Source organism: Bradyrhizobium sp. 26S5 (assembly GCF_036923295.1).
Lineage (GTDB): Bacteria > Pseudomonadota > Alphaproteobacteria > Rhizobiales > Xanthobacteraceae > Bradyrhizobium > Bradyrhizobium septentrionale.
On the sequence record NZ_CP145948.1, the window covers coordinates 6,072,184 to 6,094,430 of the forward strand.

Here is a 22,247-nt window from a genome sequence, read left to right on the forward strand (position 1 = left end):
GGATGTGTCACCGGGCAGACGGGGCGGATCATCGAGCCGCCGGGCGCCTGAGTCCCATCGTTATAGCACCGCCGCGGCGCAGCTGTGCCGCGGTCGCTGCATTGCCGGGCTATGTTTCCGGCGCTGCCGTCCATATATAGGACGGTGAAACCCAGCCGCCAAGAGCGCCCGGCGTCGCCGGAACCAGGCATCTGTCCCCATGCTGAACGACATTTACAACAAGCGGATCATCGAGTTGGCCGGCAATATTCCGCGCCTCGGACGGCTGGCCGAGCCGGACGCCAGCGCCACCGCCCACTCCAAATTGTGCGGTTCGACCGTCAAGGTCGACCTCAAGATGGACGGCCCGGTGGTGACGGACTTCGCCCATGACGTGAAGGCCTGCGCGCTCGGCCAGGCCTCCTCCTCGATCATGGCAAGCCATGTGGTGGGCTCGACCGCGGACGAGCTGCGCGAATTGCGCGAGACGGTCCGCAAGATGCTGAAGGAAAACGGCCAGCCCCCGCAGGGCGGCAAATGGGCCGATATCGCGCTGCTCGAGCCGGTACGCGACTACAAGGCCCGCCACGCCTCGACGCTCCTGACCTTCGATGCCGTGGTCGATGCGATCGGCCAGATCGAGGCCAAGGCAAAACAGCCGGCGTAGACCTTACTGCCAGCCTAGACCTTACTGAGACGGCTGGACCGGCGCCGGCGCGGCGGTGCCGCCGGTCGGCACCACGGCCTCGGCGGTCTTGGTCGCCTTGGCGACCTGCGGCTGCCCCTCACCTTCCATCGCGCTACTCACGAAGCGATCGGCGTTCTTCGGCTTCGCTTCGGAGACAGGGATCGCACTGTCCTGCCGCGGCAGCACGTCGGCGACCGCATCTGTCGTGACGAGATTGGTCAGTCGCAATTCGGCCGCCGACAATTCATGCAGGTCTTCCCACGGCGGCACGCTGAGCGCGAGCGACAGCAGCTCACCGGCGCCGCCCATGTCGAAGGTGTACTTGGCAAGGCGGCCGATATCGCGCTCGACGATCATCAGGTCCTGAGCGGTGTAGCTCGCGGCCTTGGCATCGTCGGCGCGGTCGCCCATCCAGATCTGATGCACGCGGACATGGGCGGCCGGCGGAACGTAACGCGTCTTGCCCGACAGCAGCAGGAACACGCACATCGATTCGCAATAGGCATCCGGCAGCACGCTCGCGCGGTCGCCCGCCGCCGCCTGATCGACGATGCTGGTGCCGACCGTGGTCAGCGCGCCGAGACCGCGGAAGCGGCGGCCGAGCGCGATCGCGTCGTTGACCGAGCCGCCGCTGGAGTCGAGCACGATGGTGGCGCCGCTGAGCTGGCGCCCGCGCGCGAACTCGTCGAAATCCTTGGGGCTGTCGGCCGTGATGATGCCGACCGCCGACACCCAGCCCCGGCAATTCGGCTGGCATGCGATCCAGCTGAACTTCATCGGCAGCTTGCGTTCTTCGAGGGTCGAGCCAGCCTGCGCCGAATGACCCGGCGTCGTCACGGAACCGGTAGCTGCGAAGCAAAGGGCAACGGCGCCGATAAGCGCCCGACTGCGCGACGAAAGCGAGTTCACGAGCCTCAATTTGGTTCCTTCCCCCAAGCCCTTGGTGACGCGAGCGGCGGCAATGGCCCCATGGCAATACGCCGCGATTCTGTCATCGGCGCGTTATGAGAACGGTAGCGTTGCTGACCCGGACCGTCCATAGAGCCCTTTGCTGCAGCGCGACCCGCGCTGTGCGATAATTGCGAACTGTGGCGTAAATATCTGCAGCAGAACAGTTCCTTGGCTTGGAACCCCCGCAAGACTACGTAAATACTTGCGTATGCCGCAGACAGATCATTCAACGTCACACCATCCGCGATGCATGGACTGTGCCACCTCCATGCGCCGCCTGCCGCGCAATTTCGGACGCGCCTTGATCTGGATCTACCGGCACACGCTGTCGCCGCTGGTCGGCTACAACTGCCGGCATCTGCCGACCTGCTCGGTCTATGGCGATGAAGCGATCGAACGCTTCGGATTGTGGGGTGGCGGGTGGATGACGCTGGCAAGACTGCTGCGCTGCCAGCCCTGGGGCACCTCCGGGATCGACAATGTCCCGCAGACGAGGCCTCCCGGGGCACACTGGTATCTGCCATGGCGCTATGGCCGTTGGCGCGGCGTCAACGAGGGTTGACGCCAGCGTCAACGAGAATTGAGGAGTTGCTGCGGCGCTGCCAAGCGCGACGCGCATTGCTGTCCGGCGGAACTGTGGCGATACTTGGTGCATTGTTTCATCGCCCCCGTGTTGTCCCTTGGGGAGGAAACAACAATGCGCTGGAAAATCAGCCACAACGGTCACGATCCCCGGCAGATCGATTTGCTGGCCGTGCTTGCCTTGCTGGTCGTGATCGTCGCGGCCTACGGCTACTTCACCCACAATCCGAACAGGCCGAGCACGACGGCGTTCATCGTGCCGAGCCAAAGCGTGAAGTGGTGATGGACGAGGCGTCGGCCTCCGGTCTGGAGCAAAACCGGAAGTCGCTGCAGAGGCCGGTCGAGCAACGAACTGCACTCCCCGCGAACAACCTCAGCGCCGCGTCAAAAAGGAAGCTCACTCGGCGGCGGCGCGCGCGGCCGACCGCGGCCGCGTGACGACCACGATCGCAAGCGCCGCCGCGACGAACGCCGTGGCCACATAGCCCGCACTGAGGAGCCATTCGCGCGCGAACAGCAATCCGCCGATCGCGGAGCCGATGGCCTGGCCGATATACAGCACCGAGGTATTGAGCGAGACCGACGCCGCGGCGAGCGCCGGCGCCGCACCGACCAGGCGCACCTGCTGCATCGAATTCGTCGACGCAAATCCGAGGCCCCACACCGCAACCGAGGCGGCCATCAATGCATAGGCGCCGGCGCTCAGCGCCCAGCCGGCCACGCCGGTGAGCAGCAGTGCGGTGAACAGCACCGACGTCTTCCAGGCGCCCCAGGAGTCCACGATGCGCGTTGCGATCGCGATGCCGACAAAGCCGAAGATGCCGTAGAGCGCGAACACGATGCCGATGGCGTCGGCATTGGCGCCGGTCAGCTTGGCGAGCAGCGGCCCCATGAAAGTGAACACCACGAACTGGCCGGACATCTGCAACGTCGTGATCGACAGCAGCATGATGACGGTCGGGTTGCGGGCGAGATCGGCCCAGGTCCTCAAGTCGACCGGCGCGCCATGCAATCCGCCAGGCAGCCGCCACCACAGCAGCAAAGAGCTTGCGAGCCCGGTCAGCGCGATCGCGCCGTAGGTCGCGCGAAAGCCGTAACGGCTTGCGATGAAGGCAATCAACGGCAGCCCGATCGCAGCCGCAAGCGACCAGCCGAGGAAGATATAGGCGATCGTGCTGCCGCGCTTCTCCACCGGCACGATCAACGCCGCGGTGCCGGCCGCCTGCGGCGTGTAGAGCACGCCGACTGCGAGCATCACCATGCGGATGATCAGGAGACTGTTGTAATCCGGTGCGAAGGCGGATGCCGCATTGGTCAGCGTCAGCACCAGAAGCGTCGCCGTCAGCAGCGCGCGCCGTTCGATCCGGCTGGTCAGCCACGCCGTCACCGGCGATCCCACGCACAGCACGATCGCGCCGAAGGTGATCAGAAGACCCGCGGTGTGGATCGTGACGCCGAGCCCGCCGGACAGTTCCGCCAGCATGCCTGCCGGCGCCAGCACCGAGCAGCCGGTGACGATGTTGCCGAGCATCAATGCAGTGGGAGCGAAGCGTTTCACGCCGCGTTGATAGCAGACCCCAAAATCAATGCAACTGCATCTAAATGCATGGCACTTGACCGATATGACACGTGATCGATTGCGCTCACGGCGACGGCGATGCCGCCGGCGCGGCGTTGACGCTCGGCGACACAACGGCCGGGAACGGGCTCGCAGGCTTCGGGCCGGCAGTTGCCGCCGGGCACGACGCCAACAGCTGCGTCCATCCCTGCTCCAGCCCGGTGGTGTCGATGTCGAATGTCACCAAGCCGGGCTTAGGGTCAGACTTGGCGTCGGACTTGGGATCGGATTTGGCATCGGAGGACGGTGTGCTCTCGCCGACCTGCAGATGCGGCGCCGCCAGCATCGCCTTGACGGTGTCCGAGCTCACCGCGTCGCTCCAGACCTCGTATTTGCCGAACCGTGCCGGCAATCTGCCGAAGGCGACAGTCTTGTCGGCGCCGGCCGTCATCACTACCGTGCTCTTGCCGGCGGCGCCCTCGTCGAACTCGCGCACGAACATCAGCCGCCCGCGGTCCTTGTTCTCGCAAAGCAGGCGCCACTCCATCATGCGGAACGCGCTGCCGTCGGCCTTCTTCTGCTGGGCGATCTTGCGGACATAGGGCCGTGTTTCCTTCTCCACCGCCCACAGGGTTTCCGGCAACGGCCGCGTATCGATTCCAAATCGATAGAGTTCCGGCCGCGTCAGCACATGCAGGTTCTCGTATTTCACGGTCCGGATCAGCTCGCTGAGCTCACGGCTGATCCCCATCGCGGCGAGGAATGCATTGCGGTCGCGATCGGCGCTCACCATCTCGCGCCTCCTGAAGTCCGCAACGACCTGCGGCGGCGGATGCCCGTGAACCACGAACATCAGCTTGGAGTTATGCACCGCGACCACCGAATCGGGCGCCACTTCGCGGCTGGTCGCGCCCAGGAACAGATAGGCGCAGGCCGAAACGCACATCGCGTTGCGCGTGGCGAGCTCGGCCTCGACCTCCCCCTTCGCACTCTTGATCTTCAGGCAGGCGGCATCGACCTGCGTGCCGGTGGAACATGCCGGCACGCTGGTGCGGCCGACCCGAGCGACCGCCTTGCGCGCGCGCAGCAGCCGCGCGATCGCGTAGGACTGCTCGACGTTGCCGCCCGGTGAATGAAGGTAGATCGGAAGCTGGGTGTCCTTGACGCCGGCGAGGAAACGACGAATCCGCGCCGCGGCGTCCCGATCGATCTCGCCTTCGATGGCGATCCAGCGATCGCAGCCGGCGCCGCAGGCGTTTGCCGGTCCCCTTGCAAGATAGATCGTGAGCCGCTTCGCAAATCCGGCCTTCTCGACCGGTGTTTCTTCCGCCCGCAAAACGGCGGGGATCAGAAGCAACGCCACGAAAAACAGGAGACGGGAAAACATGAACCTTGCGGATCGCGCGATGGCGGAAAACGGGCTTTCGACGTTAGACGATGATGGCCGCGGTCGCAATGTTGGGCGGCATCCGGTGCAGGCGAGCTTCGCTCGATTCGGTGCGGCCAGAGGCCCATTTTCTTGATATTGTCGGATTGCAGGCGCCAAATCCCCTGCTATACCGCTGCTTTCCCGCTTACCTGCGCTCGTTCGCAGGAGTGAGCTCCAGGAGCCTTCGATGACTGATACGCCCAAATCCGAATCCGGATTCCAGTACAGCCTCTCCAACCTCAAGCCCGCAGAACCCTTGCACAAGATCGCCCTCACCTTTCCAGACGGGGCGACCCGCGAATTCGCCAGAGGCACCACCGGCCTCGACATCGCCAGGGGCATCTCGCCCTCACTCGCCAAGCGCACCGTCGCGATGGCGCTCGACGGCACGCTTGCCGATCTCAACGATCCGATCGAAACCGACGCCAGGATCGAACTGGTCAACCGCGACGACCCGCGCGCGCTGGAACTGATCCGGCACGATGCCGCGCATGTGCTTGCCGAAGCCGTGCAGTCGCTGTGGCCGGGCACCCAGGTCACGATCGGCCCGGTGATCGAGAACGGCTTCTACTACGACTTCTTCCGCAACGAGCCGTTCACGCCGGAAGATTTTGCCGCCATCGAGAAGCGGATGCGCGAGATCATCGCGCGCGACAAGCCGTTCACCAAGGAAGTCTGGGATCGCGAGAAGACCAAGCAGGTGTTCCGCGACAAGGGCGAGGCCTTCAAGGTCGAGCTGGTCGACGCCATTCCCGGCAGCGAGCCGATCAAGATCTATTTCCAGGGCGACTGGTTCGATCTCTGCCGCGGCCCGCACATGACCTCGACCGGCAAGATCGGCAACGCCTTCAAGCTGATGAAGGTGGCCGGCGCCTATTGGCGCGGCGATTCCAACAATCCGATGCTGACCCGCATCTACGGCACGGCCTTCGCCAAGCAGGAAGACCTCGACGCTTACCTCAAGCAGATCGAGGAAGCCGAGAAGCGCGACCATCGCAAGCTCGGCCGCGAGCTCGACCTGTTCCACTTCCAGGAGGAAGGCCCCGGCGTGGTGTTCTGGCACCCGAAGGGCTGGACCATCTTCCAGCAGCTGATCGCCTATATGCGGCGCCGGCTGCTCGGCGACTACAACGAGGTCAACGCCCCGCAGATCCTCGACAAGGCGCTGTGGGAAACGTCTGGCCACTGGGACTGGTACCGCGAGAACATGTTCGCGGCGCAATCCGCCGGCGACGAGGCCGAGGACAAGCGCTGGTTCGCGCTGAAGCCGATGAACTGCCCGGGCCATGTGCAGATATTCAAGCACGGGCTGAAGAGCTATCGCGACCTGCCGCTGCGGCTTGCCGAGTTCGGCGTGGTGCATCGCTACGAGCCGTCGGGCGCGATGCACGGCCTGATGCGGGTGCGCGGCTTCACCCAGGACGACGCCCATGTGTTCTGCACCGAGCAGCAGCTCGCCGAGGAGTGCCTCAAGATCAACGACCTGATCCTGTCGACCTACGCCGATTTCGGCTTCGACGGCGAACTCACGGTGAAACTCTCGACCCGGCCGGAGAAGCGGGTCGGCACCGACGAGATGTGGGATCACGCCGAGCGCGTGATGGCGACCGTGCTGTCGGAGATCAAGGCCAAGGGCAGCAACCGGATCCGGACCGAGATCAATCCGGGCGAAGGCGCGTTTTACGGGCCGAAGTTCGAGTACGTGCTGCGCGACGCCATCGGCCGCGACTGGCAGTGCGGTACGACCCAGGTCGATTTCAACCTGCCGGAGCGGTTCGGCGCGTTCTACATCGATCACGACGGCTCGAAGAAGGCGCCGGTGATGGTGCACCGCGCGATCTGCGGTTCGATGGAACGCTTCATCGGCATCCTGATCGAGCACTATGCCGGCAACTTCCCGCTCTGGCTGGCGCCGACGCAGCTTGTGGTCACGACCATCACCTCCGAAGGCGACGAGTACGCCAAGGTGGTGGCGGCAGCGGCGCGCCGCGCCGGCCTGCGGGTCGAGATCGACCTGCGCAACGAGAAGATCAACTACAAGGTCCGCGAGCATTCGCTGGCCAAGATCCCGGCCCTGCTCGTGGTCGGCAAGAAGGAAGCCGAGACACATTCGGTCTCGGTCCGCCGCCTCGGCAGCGAGCGCCAGACCGTGATGCCGACCGACGAGGCGATCGCCGCGCTGGTCGACGAAGCGACGCCGCCGGACGTGAAACGGGCGCGAACCGTCGCCTGATCTTCACAATCGGTCTAAACTGGCTTTCGTCTGACAGCTCGTGCCCCCATCTTGGGGGCACGACTCCCCCTGAAGGACATTTCCGTGCCCGATGCCATTGAACTGTTGAAGACACGCCGCTCGATGAAACCTCGCGAGATGACCGGGCCCGGCCCGTCCGCGGCCGAGCTCGAGACCATTTTGACGATCGGCGCGCGCGTGCCGGACCACGGCAAGCTTGCGCCGTGGCGCTTCATCGTGTTCGAGGGCGACGCCCGCTCGCGCGCCGGCGACGTGATCGCAAAGGTGTTCGCCCGCAAGAATCCCGGCGCACCGGCCGCCGACATCGAGGTCGAGAAGAAGCGCCTGACCGACGCGCCGCTGGTGATCGGCGTGGTCTCCTTCACCAAGCCGCACCCGAAGGTGCCGCCGTGGGAGCAGGAATTGTCGGCGGGCGCGAGCGCCATGAACATCGTCACGGCGGCGACCGCGCTCGGCTACGGCGCCTGCTGGCTGACCGGCTGGTTTGCCTTCGACCGCGACGTGCTCGACGGTCTCGGCCTGAAGCCGGATGAGAAGCTCGCCGGCCTGATCCACATCGGCACGCCGACCAAACCGAGCGAGGATCGCCCGCGCCCGGCGCTGTCGGATATCGTGACGCGGTTTTGAAACCGTAGACCTGTCATTGCCGGGCTTGACCCGGCAATCCATCACCGAAAGACTCTTCTGAAGAACGATGGATGGCCCGGTCAAGCCCGGCCATGACGCGTGGAGGCTCACGCCGCCTTCGACGCGCGTGCCGCAAAGCCGCTCAGCAGCGCCGCGATCTCGCCCGCCGGCCTCGCCGCGCTGAACAGGAAACCCTGCACCTCGTTGCAGCCTTCGGCGCGCAGCCAGTCGAGCTGGTCCGTTGTCTCGACCCCTTCCGCCGTCGTGGTGATCTTGAGGCTGCGGCCGAGGCCGGAGATCGCGCGCACGATGGCGAGGCAGTCGGAGCGCCGCGCCAGATCCTTCACGAAGGAGCGGTCGATCTTGATCTTGTCGAACGGGAAGCTGCGCAGATAGCTGAGGCTGGAATAGCCGGTGCCGAAATCGTCCATCGAGATGCTGACGCCGAGCTCGCGCAGCTGGTGCAGGATCGCCAGGTTGGCTTCGGTCTCCGCCAGGAACACCGACTCGGTGATCTCGAGCTCGAGCCGCCGAGCCGGCAGGCCGGAATGCGCCAGCGCCGAGATCACGGCCTGGACCAGATGGCGGCTGCGAAACTGCACCGGCGACAGATTGACCGCGACCTTGACGTCGGCGGGCCACTTCATCGCCTCGGCGCAGGCTTCGCGCAGCACCCATTCGCCGAGCGCGACGATCAGGCCGATGTCTTCCGCAACCGGGATGAACTCCGCCGGCGAGACCATGCCCTTTTGCGGGTGCTGCCAGCGCAGCAGCGACTCGAAGCCGCTGATGCGGTCGGCTTCAATGTCGACCAGCGGCTGGTAGTGCAGCTCGAACTCGCCGTTGTTGAAGGCCGCGCGCAAATCGCGCTCCATGTCGCGGCGCTTCTGCGCCTGCTGGTCCATCTCGGGTTCGAAGAAATGGTGCACGCCGCCGCCCTCGGACTTGGCGCGATACAACGCCATGTCGGCATTGCGCATCAACTCTTCGGAAGTCGTGCCGTCGCCCGGCGACAGCGCGATCCCGATGCTGGCGCCGACCACGACCTCGAGCCCGTCGATCCTGTAGGGCGCACTCAGCACGTCGATCAGCCGTTCGGCAAAGCCGCTCGCTTCGTTCGGCGAGACGTCGGCGGCGAGCACGACCGCGAACTCGTCGCCGCCGAGACGGGCCGCCACATTGTCGTCGCGGACCACCTCGCGCAGCCGCTCCGCCACCAGCTTGAGCAGCCTGTCGCCCATCGGATGCCCGAACGAATCGTTGACGTTCTTGAACAGGTCGAGATCGAGGCACATCACCGCAACGCGCTTGCTACTGGGCCGGCCGCGCTCCAGCGCCTCGCGCAAGCGCTCCTGGTAGAAGTCGCGGTTCGGCAAATTGGTGAGCCCGTCATGGTGAGCCATGTGCGCGATCCGCGCTTCGGCGGCCCGGCGCTCGGTGATGTCGACCACCGCGACCAGATAGCCGTCGCGGCCCTCGAAGGTCACCTTGCGTCCGAAGGTCAGCACGTGGATCTCGGTGCCGTCGGCCCTGATATGCCGCCAGTCGCGGCTCGATTGATAGACGTCGCCGATCTCGCGCAGCGCGGCGCTGTGCACGCTCCACTCATCTTCCGGCCAGATCTCGCGCAGCGTCATGCCGAGGAATCGGTCGCGGCTGTAGCCATAGTGCTGAACGGCAGCGTCGTTGACGCTGAGGAATTCCATCGTGTCGGCGGCGAACACCCACATCGGCATCGGGTTGTTCTCGAACAGCAGACGGAACGACTCTTCGCGCCGCTTCAACGCGGTGACGTCGGAGACCGTCAGCGACAGCATGTCGCCGAACGCTGTGACGCCGAGCCGCAGACAGCGATCGCCGCTGTCGATCTCGAACTGGCCGCCGGGACCGCTTCCGACGAATCGACGCAGACGGTTCATCACCAATGGCGCCGCAAGCGGATTGCCGCCGGCGCTGAGCCGGCGCCACAGCAAGTCGGTCGCGGGCTGCATCAGCAGCCTTGCCGCGCCCTGGTTGAGATGCACGATCTGGAAGTCGGCCGCTTCGCCCCGCGCATCGCGGATGGCGGCAAGCGACAGCACGCCCTCGTCGGTGGCCGAGAAAATCGTATCGAGAAGATTGTACTGCGCATTGCGCTCGTTGACATAGACGCCGACCAGGATGCCGCCCCAGCGCGACCGCGTCGGCAGCGCCAGCACGTCAAAGGTCCGCACCAGACCGTCGCGCACGCAATGCGCCGACGCGAGATAGGGCCTGCAGTTCTCGCGCGCGTTTGCAGCGGCTTCGGTCAACGCGGTTGCGCAATCCGGCGGCAGCGCGCTGAGCGGAATGTCCCAGCGCTCATCGTTCAGCCAGGTCTGGACGTAGCGGCCGGTGTGAGACACGCTGAGCACGCCGTCAACGTTGCGCAGCAGCACGATGTGATCCGCGAGCCGGCCGAGGCTGCCGAGCATGACGTCTTCATAGTGCGGCAGCTTGTCACCGGGACGGACCGCGGCCTGCCACTTGCGCTGCAGAACCGGAACGTCGGCGAACATCTCCGAATTGAGTTTGGCCGATGTCTTTACTGATTTCTTGTTGGCCATGATCATGGCACGCCCCGTTCACGCAAACGCAAATCCCCATGGCATCCAAGTCATGCCGCGGCTTAACGTCATGTAAAAATAGCGAGGCCGCGCGTCGCGGCGAGCGATTGTGACGGCTCAAATTCGCGCGATGGTTAGCTCGGATTAGAGACTATGACAGCTGCATGAAATGCAGCCCTGTCAGGCGTCAACGCGCCACGACCTCGACTTCGCCATCGACGCCGTTGACGACGTTGAAGGGACGCTCGAACACCTTGCCCTCGTTCTTGGCGATCGCGCGATACTCGCCTTCGGACAGCACGACACGTGGGAACGCGCCGATCGATTCCTTGATCACGTCGCCGCCCGGCGTGATCACCGACCACGCGGTGTTGGCGAGCGCCTCGCCGCCCTTCTCGCTAACCAGCTTGAGCGTGATGACGGCCGCGCGATGGGTGACGGTGACATCGGTCAGCTTGCCGGCCGCGACGCGGATGTCGGAACGCGCCACCGAGTTGGCGTCACCATAGTTGGAGATGATGTAGTAGGTGCCCTCGGGCAGCAGCGCGACGTCGCCGGCGGCGACGTTGGGCACCAGCGCACCGCGATCGGAGCCGTCGAACTGGCTGCCCTTGTAGATCGCGAACGAAATCTGGTTGGCCGGGATCTTGCTGGTGCCGACCCGGCCTTCGATCCGCAGGCCCCCGGCCGGCAGCACGAAGGACTCGCGGTCGGTCTCCGACTTCAGGCTGACCGCGCGCACCGCGCTGACGAGGCCGAGCGCGACGTGGACGACGTAATTGCCGGGCGGCAGCACGAGGTTGGGCGTCGCCCCCCGTTCCTCGCGGATCAGCTTGTAGGTGCCGTTGTCGTCGGGCTTGTCGGCGAACACCCGCCACACCAGCCCGGCATTGATCACCGGCAGGTCCTTGCCGTAGCGCGCCGTCAACGAGAGCACCGCCTGCCCCGCAGTCGGCGCGGCGCCGGTCGGAGGCGGCGCCGCCGGCGGCGTGGTCGCAATCGACGGCTGGACGATGGTCGGCTGGGTCAGCGGACCGGGCAGAACGGGCCCCGAACCGGACCCCGAGGGCGGCGCCAGATTCAGCGCCGGGCCGGACGGCGCCACCTCGGGCACCGAGGCCGGCGGGATCGGCGGCGGCCGGTCGCTGAAGAATTGCGCCGAGACGGAAGCAGGGATCAGGGCGAGCAAAAATGCCGCAAGCGCCAGCTGCGGAAGGAGCCGCGCGCCCCGCCCGCATCCGCCGATGCCGTTGCCCCTCGAAGTCATCACCATGCTTTTCAACGAAAACGCGGCAAATTCAAGCCTTCGTCCAAGGGGCGTCCAAGGCTTTGTCACAGTCCTGGGGCCGCCGTCCCCCATTTGGAACCGGCCGATCAGCCGATGTTAGCCGCAAGGTCGCGGTCCAGTCACAATCCCTGCCTACCGCGATCGGGCCGGGCATGAATTATGCCTTCGGGAATAACCATGAAGTTGGACGACGCTGGCGCAGCCCTGCTGCGGGGCCTAGTCTCGCGCTGGCAGGAGATTTGTCGTGTTGGATAGCTGGATGGGCCGAGGCCACAAGAGCTCCGACGGCCCCGACAAGGTAGGACTGGGAACGGTTCGCCGGCCGGTGATCGGGCTTGCGCTCGGCGGCGGCGCCGCTCGCGGCTTTGCCCATATCGGCATCATCAAGACCCTGCTGGCCCACGGCATCGTCCCCAACGTCGTGGTCGGCACCTCGATCGGCTCGGTGGTCGGTGGCGCCTATGCGGCCGGCCATATTGATACTTTGGAGAAATGGGCCCGCAGCCTGCAGCCGCGCAGCGTGCTCGGCTACCTCGACATCCGCCTCAACGGCTCCGGACTGATCGGCGGCGCCAAACTGGCCGCCGAGATCGAGGGCGCCCTCGGAAAATCCATGATCGAGGACCTCGCGGTCAAGTTCGCAAGCGTTGCCACCGAGGTGCGGACCGGCCACGAGATCTGGCTGACCCAGGGGCCCCTGGTCGACGCCATGCGCGCCTCCTACGCCCTGCCCGGCATCTTCGCACCGGTCCTGATCGGCGACCGCTGGCTGGTCGACGGCGCGCTGGTCAACCCGGTGCCGGTCTCGGCCGCGCGTGCGCTCGGCGCCGAGATCGTGATCGCGGCGAACCTTTCCAGCGACGTGTTCGCGCACTCGACCACGATCTACAATCACGGCGCGACGGCCCCAGCCCCCGAAGTGACGGTCGCGGTGACTGCCGAGGCAGAAATCGAACCGGAGCCGCCGAAGCGGCGCTTCGGCCGCTTCTTCTCGGCCGAACGCACCGTGAAACGGGAGTTTTTCGGCAGCGCCAGCCGTCCCGGGATCTCCAGCGTCATGGTCGACGCCTTCAACATCATGCAGGACCGTATCACCCGCGCACGCCTCGCCGGCGATCCGCCCGACATGCTGATCTCGCCGCGGGTCGGCCAGATCGGCTGGTTCGACTTCCACCGCGCCGACGACCTGATCGCGCATGGCATCCGCGCGGCCGAGCGCGCCATCGGCGCGATCGAGGAAGCGATCGAGATCCTGGCGCCGCCGTCGACCGGCGCCGGCACGTCAGGGAAATAGCGCTCAGGCGGTCTTGATGTAGTCGCGCAGCGCCTCCTGCTCGTGCTCGTATTCCTGCACGCGGCGCTTGACGACGTCACCGATCGAGATCAGCCCGACCACCTTGCCGTCCTCGACAACAGGGAGATGGCGGAACTTGCCGGTGGTCATCACCTCCATGAGGCCGCTGACAGTGTCGGACTCGCGGCAGCTCACGACCTTCCTGGTCATCACCGCGCTCACCGGCTCGTCCAGTGCGCCTGCGCCGCGCTCGCTGATCACGCGAACGATGTCGCGCTCCGACAGGATACCCTCCATGCGGCCCTGCTCAATCACCAGCACCGCACCGATCTTGCGCTCGCCGAGCAGCTTGACCGCGGCCGAGAGCTTCGCGCCTGGCGCGACGCTCATCACCTGATGGCCCTTTGCATCGAGAATGGAACGTACCGTCATTGTCGTCTCCCTGAATCCGTCGGCGCCCCTTTGAGGAGGTCGCGCCTGTTCGCCAGAGTCTTCAATCAACAGTTCCGCGCCGATTTCGGTTCCGGGGCGCGGTCAGTAGCAGGGCTCTATCTGTCGGCCCGCTTTGTTTCTGCGTCGCAAAGATGATGGAGGAATTCGATCCGAGCCGCAAGCGGCGATCAGACGCGCCCCGACTGATCCACCGACGACGCATCTGCAGCATCGTCCCGCCCGCGCGGGACCGGATCGAACAGCGAGAACAGCAACAGCCCGGCGAGGAAGCCGCCGATATGGGCCTGCCAGGCGACGCTCGCGCCCTCACCGCCGAGCGACAACGAGGTGGCGCCGAACAGGATGTTGACGCCGAACCAGATCGCCAGGAACGCGAGCACCCGTCCGTTGCGCAGCGCCCGCCACAGCGACAGCGCAGGCACCTTGGCGGCCGCCTCGGCGTCGCCCCGGTTGAATGACAGGAAGCTACCCTTCACGAAGGCAAAGCGGATCGCCGCCGCCATCGTGCCCGACACCGACGCCGATGCGCCGATCATCGGCGCAATCGCGTGCTCATGGGTCAGCAGATGCGCGAGCGCGCCCGCGGCCGCCGTCACCGCCATGAAGACGAAGAAGCGCACCGCGCCGAAGCGCCGCGCCAGCGCGCTGCCGAACGGCAGCAGCCACAGCACGTTGAAGGCGATGTGGGTGAGGTTGGCGTGCAGCAGCGAATAGGTGACGAAGGTCCAGACCTTGGCGCCGTCCCCGCCCGGGAAGGTGATGTCGAGCAGCGTCGAATCGTAGCGCTTCGGGATGAAGCCGAAGACGTCGATGGTCCAGTTTTCCATCTCCGGCGGCAGCAGCACCCGCAGATGGATCACCGCGATCAGGAGGATGTAGGCGGTGAGCGCCGGCGGCAACGTCAGGATCGGCTCGCGCGGCGCCTCCGGCGGCGGCGCGAGCGGGGATTCGGGATGGGAGTCCAAGGGGTCGGCGACCTCGCATGCGGCGGTGAATCAGAGATAGGCGGCTTTGACACCACTGTGCAAGTGCACAATCCCGAAATCGGACACCTCTCGTGTCCCGGACGCGTCGCAGCACGCAGTGGTGCGATGCAGAGCCGGGACCCATGGAAATTGGCAATGCTCCCTAAACTTGCGAAACTTAGGGCGCTTTCCGCATCCATTGCTCCAAGATGAGCACGCAATTCTTCGTTTACATCCTCGCGAGCGGGCAAAATGGGACCCTCTATGTAGGCGTTACAAACAATCTTGCGCGCCGAATCGCTGAGCACAAGGCGAAGCTCGTCCCGGGCTTCACGCGACAATACAACGTCGATCAGCTGGTCTACTTCGAGGTATTCGAATCCGTTCTGGAGGCGCGCTCGCGTGAACATGCCCTCAAACGATGGCGTCGTGCCTGGAAGATCAAGCTGATTGAGGGGCTCAATCCGGATTGGCGAGATCTGTCTGATCAGCTCAATTCTTGATTGGGGTCTGGCATAGGTCCCGGCTCTGCAGCGCGCCGCTTCGCGCCGCACTGCGTCCGGGACACGATATCCTGGCGAAAAGAAAAGGGAGGACGCTGAGAACGCCCTCCCTGATCGGCTGGTCTTCTCGTGTCCCAGAGGGATCGGGAGAACATCCCCACCCCTCCCCGCACGATGACCAAGCTGTTTGACGCCACCTGTGTACCAACCACGCCGGCGCTTGGGGCAGCCGGCGAACGGGAACGCGCGGACCCTACGCGGAGGTTCCACGGGCGCCAAGGACATAGTTAAATTTACGTTAACAACACAAAGCTGCCGATAAGCCGCCCAAAGCGCGGCCGCGGCATGGACGCTGCACAGCCTTCCCTGCACAACAGAGAAGGGAAGGCGCCTGAGCAAAACCGGGACAGATGTGTCCCGCCGAGACAGGCGCCGGGCAAGGTTCTTTAGATGAAACACAGCTCCAGCCGCGAGTACTTCGCTTATTGGAATGCGAAGCGCGGCACCGCACGTGCACCTGACCGGAGTGAGTTTGAGCCGTCCGCGGTGCGCGAGCTGCTGTCCGACATCTTCGTGCTGGCCTATGACGGCGAAACCCGCTTTCCGTTCCGCGTCGCCGGCACCCGCACCTCCGCCCTGCTCGGCTGCGACCTCAAGAACCGCAGTTTTTCCGCCCTGTTCACCGATACCAGTCGCGGCGAGATCGAAGACATCATCACCTGCGTCGTCGAAGAGACCCTGCCGGCCATCGCCGGCGTCACCGCCACGACCGAGACCGGGTCCAAGGCGCATCTTGAGTTGCTGCTGCTCCCCTTCACCGCCCGCGTCCATACGCCGGCGAGCCTGACCGGCCTGCTCGCCCCGTTCGAGGACGACGTCACCCGGCTGCGCGACCTGGTGCTGACCTCGTGGCGTTACCTGCATCCCCAGGAACGGTTTGTGCCACGGGCCCTGCGCAAGCTCGCGATCGCCCGCGGCCTGATGGTCTACGAAGGCCTGCGCTAGCTCCGCGCCCCGAACCGGGCCCGGGGACAGGGACGGGATAGCGGGCGCCGGTCGTCGCTTGCACCGCAGCCCGCGGAACTCTATTAGCTGTTTCGCCGCCACGGCGGGATACACCCGCCTATTGCAGCCGCGGCAGGGCCGGGCATGTTTCGAAATTCGATCAGGCAGAAGATCGTCGGCATCGCCACGGGGCTCATCATCCTCGCGGTGATCACCTCGCTGCTGTCGATGGTGATGGCGGGTCAGGTCGGCCATCTCCTCGACGAGCTCACCAACCGCTACATCCCCGCCTACGGCCATCTCGCCCGCGTCAACATCCGCGCGCTGGAGCGGTCTTTGGCGATGCGCCGGATGATGATGGCGAAGATGCAGGCGCCCGGCGAAGAGACCGGCTACGACAGCGCGCGCAAGACCTTCGACGAGATCGAGCCGCTGATCAAGCGCGAGGCCGATGCCGCGCGGGTGCTGATCGATGCGATCATCGCCGATCCCTCGACCCCCTCCGACAATGCCGCGCTCGGGCGCCTCGATGACCGCATCGACAATGCCGTCAACGACCTCCTGATGCGTCTGAACGCGGAGAACAAGACGCTGCTCGGGCAACTCGACGCCAAGGACTTTACGGCCGCGCGCGAGACCACGCTTCGCGCCGACGCGCTGCGCGACGAATTCAATGCCAGGATCGAGGGCATCCGTTCCGACATGCTGGCGCAGGTCGGCTCGGCCGCGGCCAAGGTGATGTCCGCGCAGCAAAGGGCGATCATCATCTCGGGCGTCGTCACCGCGATTGCCGCGATCCTCGGCTTCGTGTTCGCGATGCTGGTCGGCAGCGGCATCACGCGCCCGGTGATGCGCCTGCTGGAGGGCACCCGCGAGGTCGAGGCCGGCCGCCTCGACGGCGCCATCGCCATCACGACCCAGGACGAGATCGGCCAGCTCTCCGCCGCCTTCAACCGCATGATCGAGACGCTGCGCCACAACCAGCGCATCCGCGAGACCTTCGGCCGCTACATCAATCCGCGGATCGCGGAGGGCCTGCTCGAACAGCCGGCGATCGCCGCCACCGAAGGACAGCGCCGCGTCATGACGGTGATGTTCTGCGACATGAAGGGCTTCACCAGCCTGAGCGAAGGCGTGACGCCGAGCGGCCTCGTCAAGATCATGAATCTTTATCTGTCGACGATGTCCGCGCCGGTCCATGCGCATCACGGCATCATCGACAAATATATCGGCGACGCCATCATGGCCTATTGGGGCGCCCCCTTCGTCGAGGAGGCCGAGCAGACCCATCTGGCCGCGCTTGCCGCCATCGACATGATCGGCCAGGTCAGCCAGCTCCGCAAGGATCTGCCCGAACTGCTCGGCGTGCGCGCGATCCCGACCGACTGCGACATCAGGATCGGGATCGCCACCGGCGAGGCGCTGGTCGGCAGCATCGGCTCCGAGTTCATGATGAGCTACACGGTGCTCGGCGATACCGTGAACCTCGCCTCGCGGCTCGAAGGCGCCAACAAGTTCTACGGCAGCCGCAGCCTGATCTCGGAGGCCACCGCGAGCGCCTGCGCCGCGACCATCGAGCTGCGCGAGATCGACCGTCTCGTCGTGATGGGCCAGAGCCAGCCGGTCGCGGTGTTCGAGATCATCGGCAAGAAGGACGAGCTGACGCCGGCGCAGACCGAGTTGCGGCAGCACTACGCGGATGGTCTCGCCGCCTATCGCGACCGGCGCTGGGATGACGCCGAGACCGCCTTTGCCGCGGCGCTCGCTGCAGTGCCCGGCGACGGACCGTCGATCGCCATGAAGACGCGTGTCGCAGGCTTCATGCAAAATCCGCCGGCCGCGGATTGGGACGGCGCCTGGCATATGGAGCAGAAGTAGCGACGGTTGTCGCCCGCATGAGCCGATGGGTCGCGCGAAGGCGCACCCGATGACAGGCTCCGCGATATGCGGCGAAGTGAGACCCCGGATATCGCTACGCTCATCCGGGCTACACGCGTTGACGCTGGCTCGCCCTTCGCACAGACCTCGCACGACCGGCGCAATTCTAACACCGATGTTAGTTTCGACTCTGCCGTTCGATGGTGCGAACAACACACTCGGCCAGCAGGCATGTGCAGCCGCGACGTCCTGAAGCGACAGTGGGATTGCCGCATCGGCTGCCGCGCAGACAATCTTTCAGAACGAGCGGAATGTCTCCCGCGATCGGGAGTTAGTGCTTCTGACCAACGACTGTCCACGTCGAATCGGGAGGTGTGCATGATCAAGTCACCGATGAAGCTCGCAATGCTTGCGGCATTTCTGACAGCGCCGATCATCCTGTTTCCACCGCAGACTGCCGTCGCGGCCGGTGGAGGTGGTGGAGGCGGAGGTGGCGGCGGAAATCCCTACGGATCGAGCTACGACACTCCGGCGCCATCCTACCCTCAGGAGAAAGGCAGGAAGAGCACGCACCGGGTCAAGAAGCCGACCAAGCAATCCGGCTTCGACGATCCGGCATTCCGCGATGCCTATCGCGCGGCCTATGCGACGATCTACGAACGCAACGACTACGCCGCCGCGATCGACCAGCTGCACGCGCTCGGCCGTGACGATCATCCGAACGTCGCGAATCTGATCGGCTATTCCTATCGCAAGCTCGGCGACTACAAGCAGTCGCAGGTCTGGTACGAGCGCGCGCTGAAGGCCGATCCGAACCACGTGCTGACGTGGAACTATTACGGCCTGTGGCAGATCGAACAGGGCAACCGCGACCAGGCGCAGTATCATCTGAGCCGGATCGCCGATATCTGCGGCACCGACTGCGAGGAGTATCGCACGCTGGCGGCGGCGCTCGAGAAGCCGCCGGGCACGAACCTGGTCTACTGAGCGCGTCAGCGTGTAGCCCGCATGAGCCAACGGGTCGCGCAAAGTGCGCGACTGATGACAGGCTCCACGACATGCGCGGCAGGACCGCCCCCGCATGTCGCTGCCGCTCATCCAGGCTACCAATTGCGGCGGACACGCCGCTTGTGCGCGGACATCCGCGTGTCCGGTTTTACGGAATTGTGCCATTTCGATTGATGTCTTCGCCGGCTAGCTTCCGCGCGCCCCAACGGATTCGTCGAGACACTGACACGCCCGCCCAGCGCGATTCGCCTCGCCGCACACCATCCGCTATCGTGGCCCGCGAACCACACGCGAGGACACCATGCCCGAACTGATCGATATTGGCGCGCTGCAGCTCAAATTCCTGGAGAGCAAGGACACGACCGGCGGCAGCATCGACCTGTTCGAGATGACGCTGGCGCCGAATGCACGAATGCCGATCCCGCATTATCACGAGAGCTGGGACGAGACGATCTACGGCCTGTCCGGCGTCTCGACCTGGCGGGTCGACGGCAAGGACATCGACCTCGCTCCCGGCGAGACCGTGTTCATCAAGCGCGGCATCGTGCACGGTTTCACCAACCGCTCGAACGGTCCGGCGACCTGTCTGTGCCTGCTGAGCCCCGGTGCGCTGGGCCCGCAATATTTCAAAGAGATGGCCGCGCTGATGGCCGGCGGCGCGCCCGATCCGGCGAAGATGAAGGAGACGATGCTGCGCTACGGCCTGGTGGTGCCGGTGGCGGGATAACATACGGATTCTTCGCTGCGCCGGAGCCATCCCGCCCATTGTCATCTGATTGTCATGAATTGTGCCGACAGGTTCAGCCGGACCAGTTCGGGGACACGCATGGACTATTTCAAACGCTTCAACTTCCTGTTCGCCGCGCCGGTGTTCGAGGCCGACGACCTCGAGGGCATCCGCTTCAACCAGATCATCGCCGAGATCGAGCGCTCCGGCTTCGAGGTGGTCCGCACCCGCAAGCTGGAAGACGCCGAGATCGCGGTGCAGACTGATGCTGCGATCGGCTGCATGGTGGTCGACTGGGGCAAGAAGGGACTTGAAGGCAAGACCGCAGCGCTGATCAACCTGATGCGCCGGCGCGGCCTCGACTTCCCGATCATCCTGTTGATCCGCCGCAAGCGGTTCGAGGACCTGCCGGTCGAGGTGCTCGATTTCATCGACGGCTATGTGTTCCTGTCCGAGGAAACCCCGCCCTTCATCGCCAAGAACCTGATCTCCAGGCTCAAGCAATATGCCGAGAACCTCAAGACGCCGTTCTTCGGCGCCCTGGTCGACTATGCCGAGGAAGGCAACCAGCTCTGGACCTGCCCGGGCCACAATGGCGGCGTGTTCTACAGCCGCAGCCCGATCGGCCGCGTGTTCGTCGAACATCTCGGCGAAGCCGTGTTCCGCGACGACCTCGACAATTCCGTGCTCGACCTCGGCGACCTGCTCACCCATGAGGGGCCGGCGCTGAAGGCGCAGAAGGAGGCAGCGCGGATCTTCGGCGCCGAGAAGACCTATTTCGTGCTCAACGGCACCTCGACCTCCAACAAGGTCGCGCTGGGATCGTTGGTCACCGATGGCGACCTCGTGCTGTTCGACCGCAACAACCACAAGGCCGCGCATCACGGCGCGCTTTTGATCGGCGGCGGCATCCCGGTCTACGTGCCCACCGTGCGCAACGCCTGGGGCCTGATCGGCCCGATGCGCTGGGACCTGCTCGACGAGGGGAGCTTGCGCGACCACATCCGCAAGCACCCGCTGGTCAAGGACGAGAACGCCTGGAAGAAGGAACGCCCGTTCCGCGTCGCCGTGGTCGAGCAGTGCACCTATGACGGCACCATCCATTCGGCCGAGATGATCCTGAAGCGGATCGGCCATCTCTGCGACTACATCCTGTTCGACGAGGCCTGGGCCGGCTTCATGAAATTCCACCCGATCTATTCCGGCCGCTTCGCGATGGGGCTGTCCGATCTCGGCCCCGAGGCGCCCGGCATCATCGCCACCCAATCGACCCACAAGCAGCTCGCGAGCTTCTCGCAGGCCTCGCAGATCCACATCCGCGACCGCCACATCAAGGGGCAGAAGCGCCGCGTCGAGCACCGCCGCTTCAACGAAAGCTTCATGCAGCACGCCTCGACCTCGCCGTTCTATCCCATCTTCGCCTCGCTCGACGTCGGCGCGCAGATGATGAAGGGCCGCTCCGGCGAAGTGCTGTGGGACGATACGATCCGGCTCGGCATCGAGCTGCGCAAGAAGATCCGTGCCGTCAAACGCGAGTTCGAGGAGAAGGAGACGCGCGCGGAGCGGCGCTGGTTCTTCGAACCTTTCGTGCCCGATCGCGTCATGATCCCGGACGTCGCGCGCGAGAACGGCGTCCACAATGTCGCCTGGGAGACGATCTCGACCGATCAGCTTGCGACCAATCCGTCCTACTGGCAGCTCAACCCTGGCGAGGCGTGGCACGGCTTCCCTGAGCTGACGGCGGGCTTTGCCATGACCGACCCGAACAAGCTCACATTGCTGACGCCCGGCTTTGACCATGCCACCGGTGCCTATGCCGACCACGGCATCCCCGCCCCCGTGGTGGCGCAATATCTGCGCGAGAACCGCATCGTCGCCGAGAAGAACGACCTCAACTCCCTGCTCTTCCTGCTGACACCCGGCGTCGAGGCCAGCAAGGCCGGCACGCGGGTCTCTGGACTCGTCGCCTTCAAGAAGCTGCATGACGACAACGCGCTGGTCGAGGATGTCATCCCCGAATTCTTCCGCCGCCGCCCCCAACGCTACACCGGGGTTCGGCTGCGCGACCTCTGCGGCGACATGCACCGTTTCTTCCGGGACGGGGGCGTCAGCACACTGCAGGCCAAGCAATTCCTGCCTGAACATCTCCCCGAGATCGCGATGTCGCCGCGCGAGGCGGCGCAATATCTGATCCGCAACGACGTCGACTACCTGCCGATCGACCAGATTTTCGGCCGCACCGCCGCGACTCCGTTCGTGGTCTATCCGCCCGGCATTGCCACCATCGTGCCCGGCGAACGGCTGTCGGAACGCAGCAAGCCGATGATCGATTACTTGCGGATGTTCGAGGCGAGCTTCAACGCGTTCCCCGGCTTCGAGGTCGAGGTGCAGGGCATCTACAAGGAGATCGATGATTCCGGCCGCGTCCGCTTCTACACCTATGTCGTGTCCGAATAGGCGAACGGACGCTGTG

At 65.2% G+C, this 22,247-nt stretch carries 19 protein-coding genes; 12 read left to right on the forward strand and 7 right to left on the reverse strand.

The genetic code is table 11. The features are described from left to right. Positions 1–199 precede the first annotated feature (199 nt). Complete coding sequence (locus V5279_RS28560; protein ID WP_029080129.1) at positions 200–646, forward strand: iron-sulfur cluster assembly scaffold protein; 447 nt, start codon at positions 200–202, stop codon at positions 644–646. A gap of 21 nt (positions 647–667) precedes the next feature. On the opposite strand, the gene V5279_RS28565 is transcribed toward V5279_RS28560, so the two are convergent. Next, positions 668–1,585, reverse strand: coding sequence for a hypothetical protein (locus V5279_RS28565; protein WP_414645843.1), 918 nt, complete (start codon positions 1,583–1,585; stop codon positions 668–670). Between the two features lie 283 nt (positions 1,586–1,868). On the opposite strand from V5279_RS28565, the gene yidD reads away from it, so the two are divergent. Continuing rightward, positions 1,869–2,180, forward strand: coding sequence for a membrane protein insertion efficiency factor YidD (gene yidD, locus V5279_RS28570; protein ID WP_029080127.1), 312 nt, complete (start codon positions 1,869–1,871; stop codon positions 2,178–2,180). A gap of 135 nt (positions 2,181–2,315) precedes the next feature. Further along, the gene (locus V5279_RS28575) at positions 2,316–2,483 is read left to right on the forward strand and encodes a hypothetical protein (protein ID WP_338690280.1); all 168 of its coding nucleotides are present in this window, start codon (positions 2,316–2,318) and stop codon (positions 2,481–2,483) included. A 114-nt stretch (positions 2,484–2,597) separates the two neighbouring features. Here the strand turns inward: V5279_RS28575 and V5279_RS28580 are convergent, their stop codons facing one another. Together V5279_RS28580 and V5279_RS28585 are read right to left on the reverse strand one after the other, a co-directional pair. After that, positions 2,598–3,731, reverse strand: a complete 1,134-nt coding sequence (locus V5279_RS28580) for an MFS transporter (protein ID WP_338701420.1) — start codon at positions 3,729–3,731, stop codon at positions 2,598–2,600. Between the two features lie 112 nt (positions 3,732–3,843). Next, entirely contained in the window at positions 3,844–5,145 is a 1,302-nt protein-coding gene (locus V5279_RS28585; RefSeq protein ID WP_338690282.1) for a hypothetical protein, read from the reverse strand. Between the two features lie 229 nt (positions 5,146–5,374). On the opposite strand from V5279_RS28585, the gene thrS reads away from it, so the two are divergent. Together thrS and V5279_RS28595 are read left to right on the forward strand one after the other, a co-directional pair. Continuing rightward, complete coding sequence (gene thrS, locus V5279_RS28590) at positions 5,375–7,420, forward strand: threonine--tRNA ligase (protein ID WP_338690285.1); 2,046 nt, start codon at positions 5,375–5,377, stop codon at positions 7,418–7,420. A gap of 84 nt (positions 7,421–7,504) precedes the next feature. Further along, positions 7,505–8,068 carry a nitroreductase gene (locus V5279_RS28595; protein ID WP_338690288.1) on the forward strand — a complete coding sequence of 188 codons (564 nt, stop codon included), beginning with the start codon at positions 7,505–7,507 and terminating at the stop codon, positions 8,066–8,068. Positions 8,069–8,175: 107 nt separating this feature from the next. Here the strand turns inward: V5279_RS28595 and V5279_RS28600 are convergent, their stop codons facing one another. After that, positions 8,176–10,659, reverse strand: coding sequence for a putative bifunctional diguanylate cyclase/phosphodiesterase (locus tag V5279_RS28600; protein WP_338690290.1), 2,484 nt, complete (start codon positions 10,657–10,659; stop codon positions 8,176–8,178). 181 nt (positions 10,660–10,840) lie between these two features. After that, positions 10,841–11,920, reverse strand: a complete 1,080-nt coding sequence (locus V5279_RS28605) for a hypothetical protein (protein WP_338690292.1) — start codon at positions 11,918–11,920, stop codon at positions 10,841–10,843. Positions 11,921–12,185: 265 nt separating this feature from the next. Between V5279_RS28605 and V5279_RS28610 the strand changes: the two genes are divergently transcribed. After that, positions 12,186–13,235 carry a patatin-like phospholipase family protein gene (locus V5279_RS28610; RefSeq protein WP_035976625.1) on the forward strand — a complete coding sequence of 350 codons (1,050 nt, stop codon included), beginning with the start codon at positions 12,186–12,188 and terminating at the stop codon, positions 13,233–13,235. A 3-nt stretch (positions 13,236–13,238) separates the two neighbouring features. On the opposite strand, the gene V5279_RS28615 is transcribed toward V5279_RS28610, so the two are convergent. After that, the gene (locus V5279_RS28615; RefSeq protein WP_166297671.1) at positions 13,239–13,667 is read right to left on the reverse strand and encodes a CBS domain-containing protein; all 429 of its coding nucleotides are present in this window, start codon (positions 13,665–13,667) and stop codon (positions 13,239–13,241) included. Positions 13,668–13,855: 188 nt separating this feature from the next. After that, complete coding sequence (locus V5279_RS28620; RefSeq protein ID WP_338690299.1) at positions 13,856–14,653, reverse strand: rhomboid family intramembrane serine protease; 798 nt, start codon at positions 14,651–14,653, stop codon at positions 13,856–13,858. A 209-nt stretch (positions 14,654–14,862) separates the two neighbouring features. Between V5279_RS28620 and V5279_RS28625 the strand changes: the two genes are divergently transcribed. The 6 genes from V5279_RS28625 to V5279_RS28650 all read left to right on the forward strand — a co-directional run bounded on the left by V5279_RS28625 (position 14,863) and on the right by V5279_RS28650 (position 22,231). Further along, entirely contained in the window at positions 14,863–15,156 is a 294-nt protein-coding gene (locus tag V5279_RS28625; RefSeq protein WP_338690301.1) for a GIY-YIG nuclease family protein, read from the forward strand. 450 nt (positions 15,157–15,606) lie between these two features. Further along, complete coding sequence (locus V5279_RS28630; RefSeq protein WP_029080117.1) at positions 15,607–16,161, forward strand: PAS domain-containing protein; 555 nt, start codon at positions 15,607–15,609, stop codon at positions 16,159–16,161. 144 nt (positions 16,162–16,305) lie between these two features. Next, entirely contained in the window at positions 16,306–18,039 is a 1,734-nt protein-coding gene (locus tag V5279_RS28635) for an adenylate/guanylate cyclase domain-containing protein (protein ID WP_338690305.1), read from the forward strand. Positions 18,040–18,417: 378 nt separating this feature from the next. Next, positions 18,418–19,026 carry a tetratricopeptide repeat protein gene (locus tag V5279_RS28640; protein WP_338690307.1) on the forward strand — a complete coding sequence of 203 codons (609 nt, stop codon included), beginning with the start codon at positions 18,418–18,420 and terminating at the stop codon, positions 19,024–19,026. 322 nt (positions 19,027–19,348) lie between these two features. Further along, a complete protein-coding gene (locus tag V5279_RS28645) occupies positions 19,349–19,774 on the forward strand; it encodes a cupin domain-containing protein (protein ID WP_338690309.1) in 426 nt (141 codons plus the stop codon). Between the two features lie 99 nt (positions 19,775–19,873). Next, positions 19,874–22,231, forward strand: coding sequence for an Orn/Lys/Arg decarboxylase N-terminal domain-containing protein (locus tag V5279_RS28650; protein WP_338690311.1), 2,358 nt, complete (start codon positions 19,874–19,876; stop codon positions 22,229–22,231). Positions 22,232–22,247: the final 16 nt, after the last annotated feature.

What these genes read in the sequence shown, in the direction of transcription:
- V5279_RS28560 (WP_029080129.1), top strand. Translation starts at nt 200, where the DNA reads ATGCTGAACGACATTTACAACAAGCGGATCATCGAGTTGGCCGGCAAT.
- yidD (WP_029080127.1), top strand. Translation starts at nt 1,869, where the DNA reads ATGGACTGTGCCACCTCCATGCGCCGCCTGCCGCGCAATTTCGGACGC.
- V5279_RS28575 (WP_338690280.1), top strand. Translation starts at nt 2,316, where the DNA reads ATGCGCTGGAAAATCAGCCACAACGGTCACGATCCCCGGCAGATCGAT.
- V5279_RS28580 (WP_338701420.1), bottom strand. Translation starts at nt 3,731, where the DNA reads ATGCTCGGCAACATCGTCACCGGCTGCTCGGTGCTGGCGCCGGCAGGC.
- V5279_RS28585 (WP_338690282.1), bottom strand. Translation starts at nt 5,145, where the DNA reads ATGTTTTCCCGTCTCCTGTTTTTCGTGGCGTTGCTTCTGATCCCCGCC.
- thrS (WP_338690285.1), top strand. Translation starts at nt 5,375, where the DNA reads ATGACTGATACGCCCAAATCCGAATCCGGATTCCAGTACAGCCTCTCC.
- V5279_RS28600 (WP_338690290.1), bottom strand. Translation starts at nt 10,659, where the DNA reads ATGATCATGGCCAACAAGAAATCAGTAAAGACATCGGCCAAACTCAAT.
- V5279_RS28605 (WP_338690292.1), bottom strand. Translation starts at nt 11,920, where the DNA reads ATGACTTCGAGGGGCAACGGCATCGGCGGATGCGGGCGGGGCGCGCGG.
- V5279_RS28615 (WP_166297671.1), bottom strand. Translation starts at nt 13,667, where the DNA reads ATGACGGTACGTTCCATTCTCGATGCAAAGGGCCATCAGGTGATGAGC.
- V5279_RS28625 (WP_338690301.1), top strand. Translation starts at nt 14,863, where the DNA reads ATGAGCACGCAATTCTTCGTTTACATCCTCGCGAGCGGGCAAAATGGG.
- V5279_RS28630 (WP_029080117.1), top strand. Translation starts at nt 15,607, where the DNA reads ATGAAACACAGCTCCAGCCGCGAGTACTTCGCTTATTGGAATGCGAAG.
- V5279_RS28635 (WP_338690305.1), top strand. Translation starts at nt 16,306, where the DNA reads ATGTTTCGAAATTCGATCAGGCAGAAGATCGTCGGCATCGCCACGGGG.
- V5279_RS28640 (WP_338690307.1), top strand. Translation starts at nt 18,418, where the DNA reads ATGATCAAGTCACCGATGAAGCTCGCAATGCTTGCGGCATTTCTGACA.
- V5279_RS28645 (WP_338690309.1), top strand. Translation starts at nt 19,349, where the DNA reads ATGCCCGAACTGATCGATATTGGCGCGCTGCAGCTCAAATTCCTGGAG.
- V5279_RS28650 (WP_338690311.1), top strand. Translation starts at nt 19,874, where the DNA reads ATGGACTATTTCAAACGCTTCAACTTCCTGTTCGCCGCGCCGGTGTTC.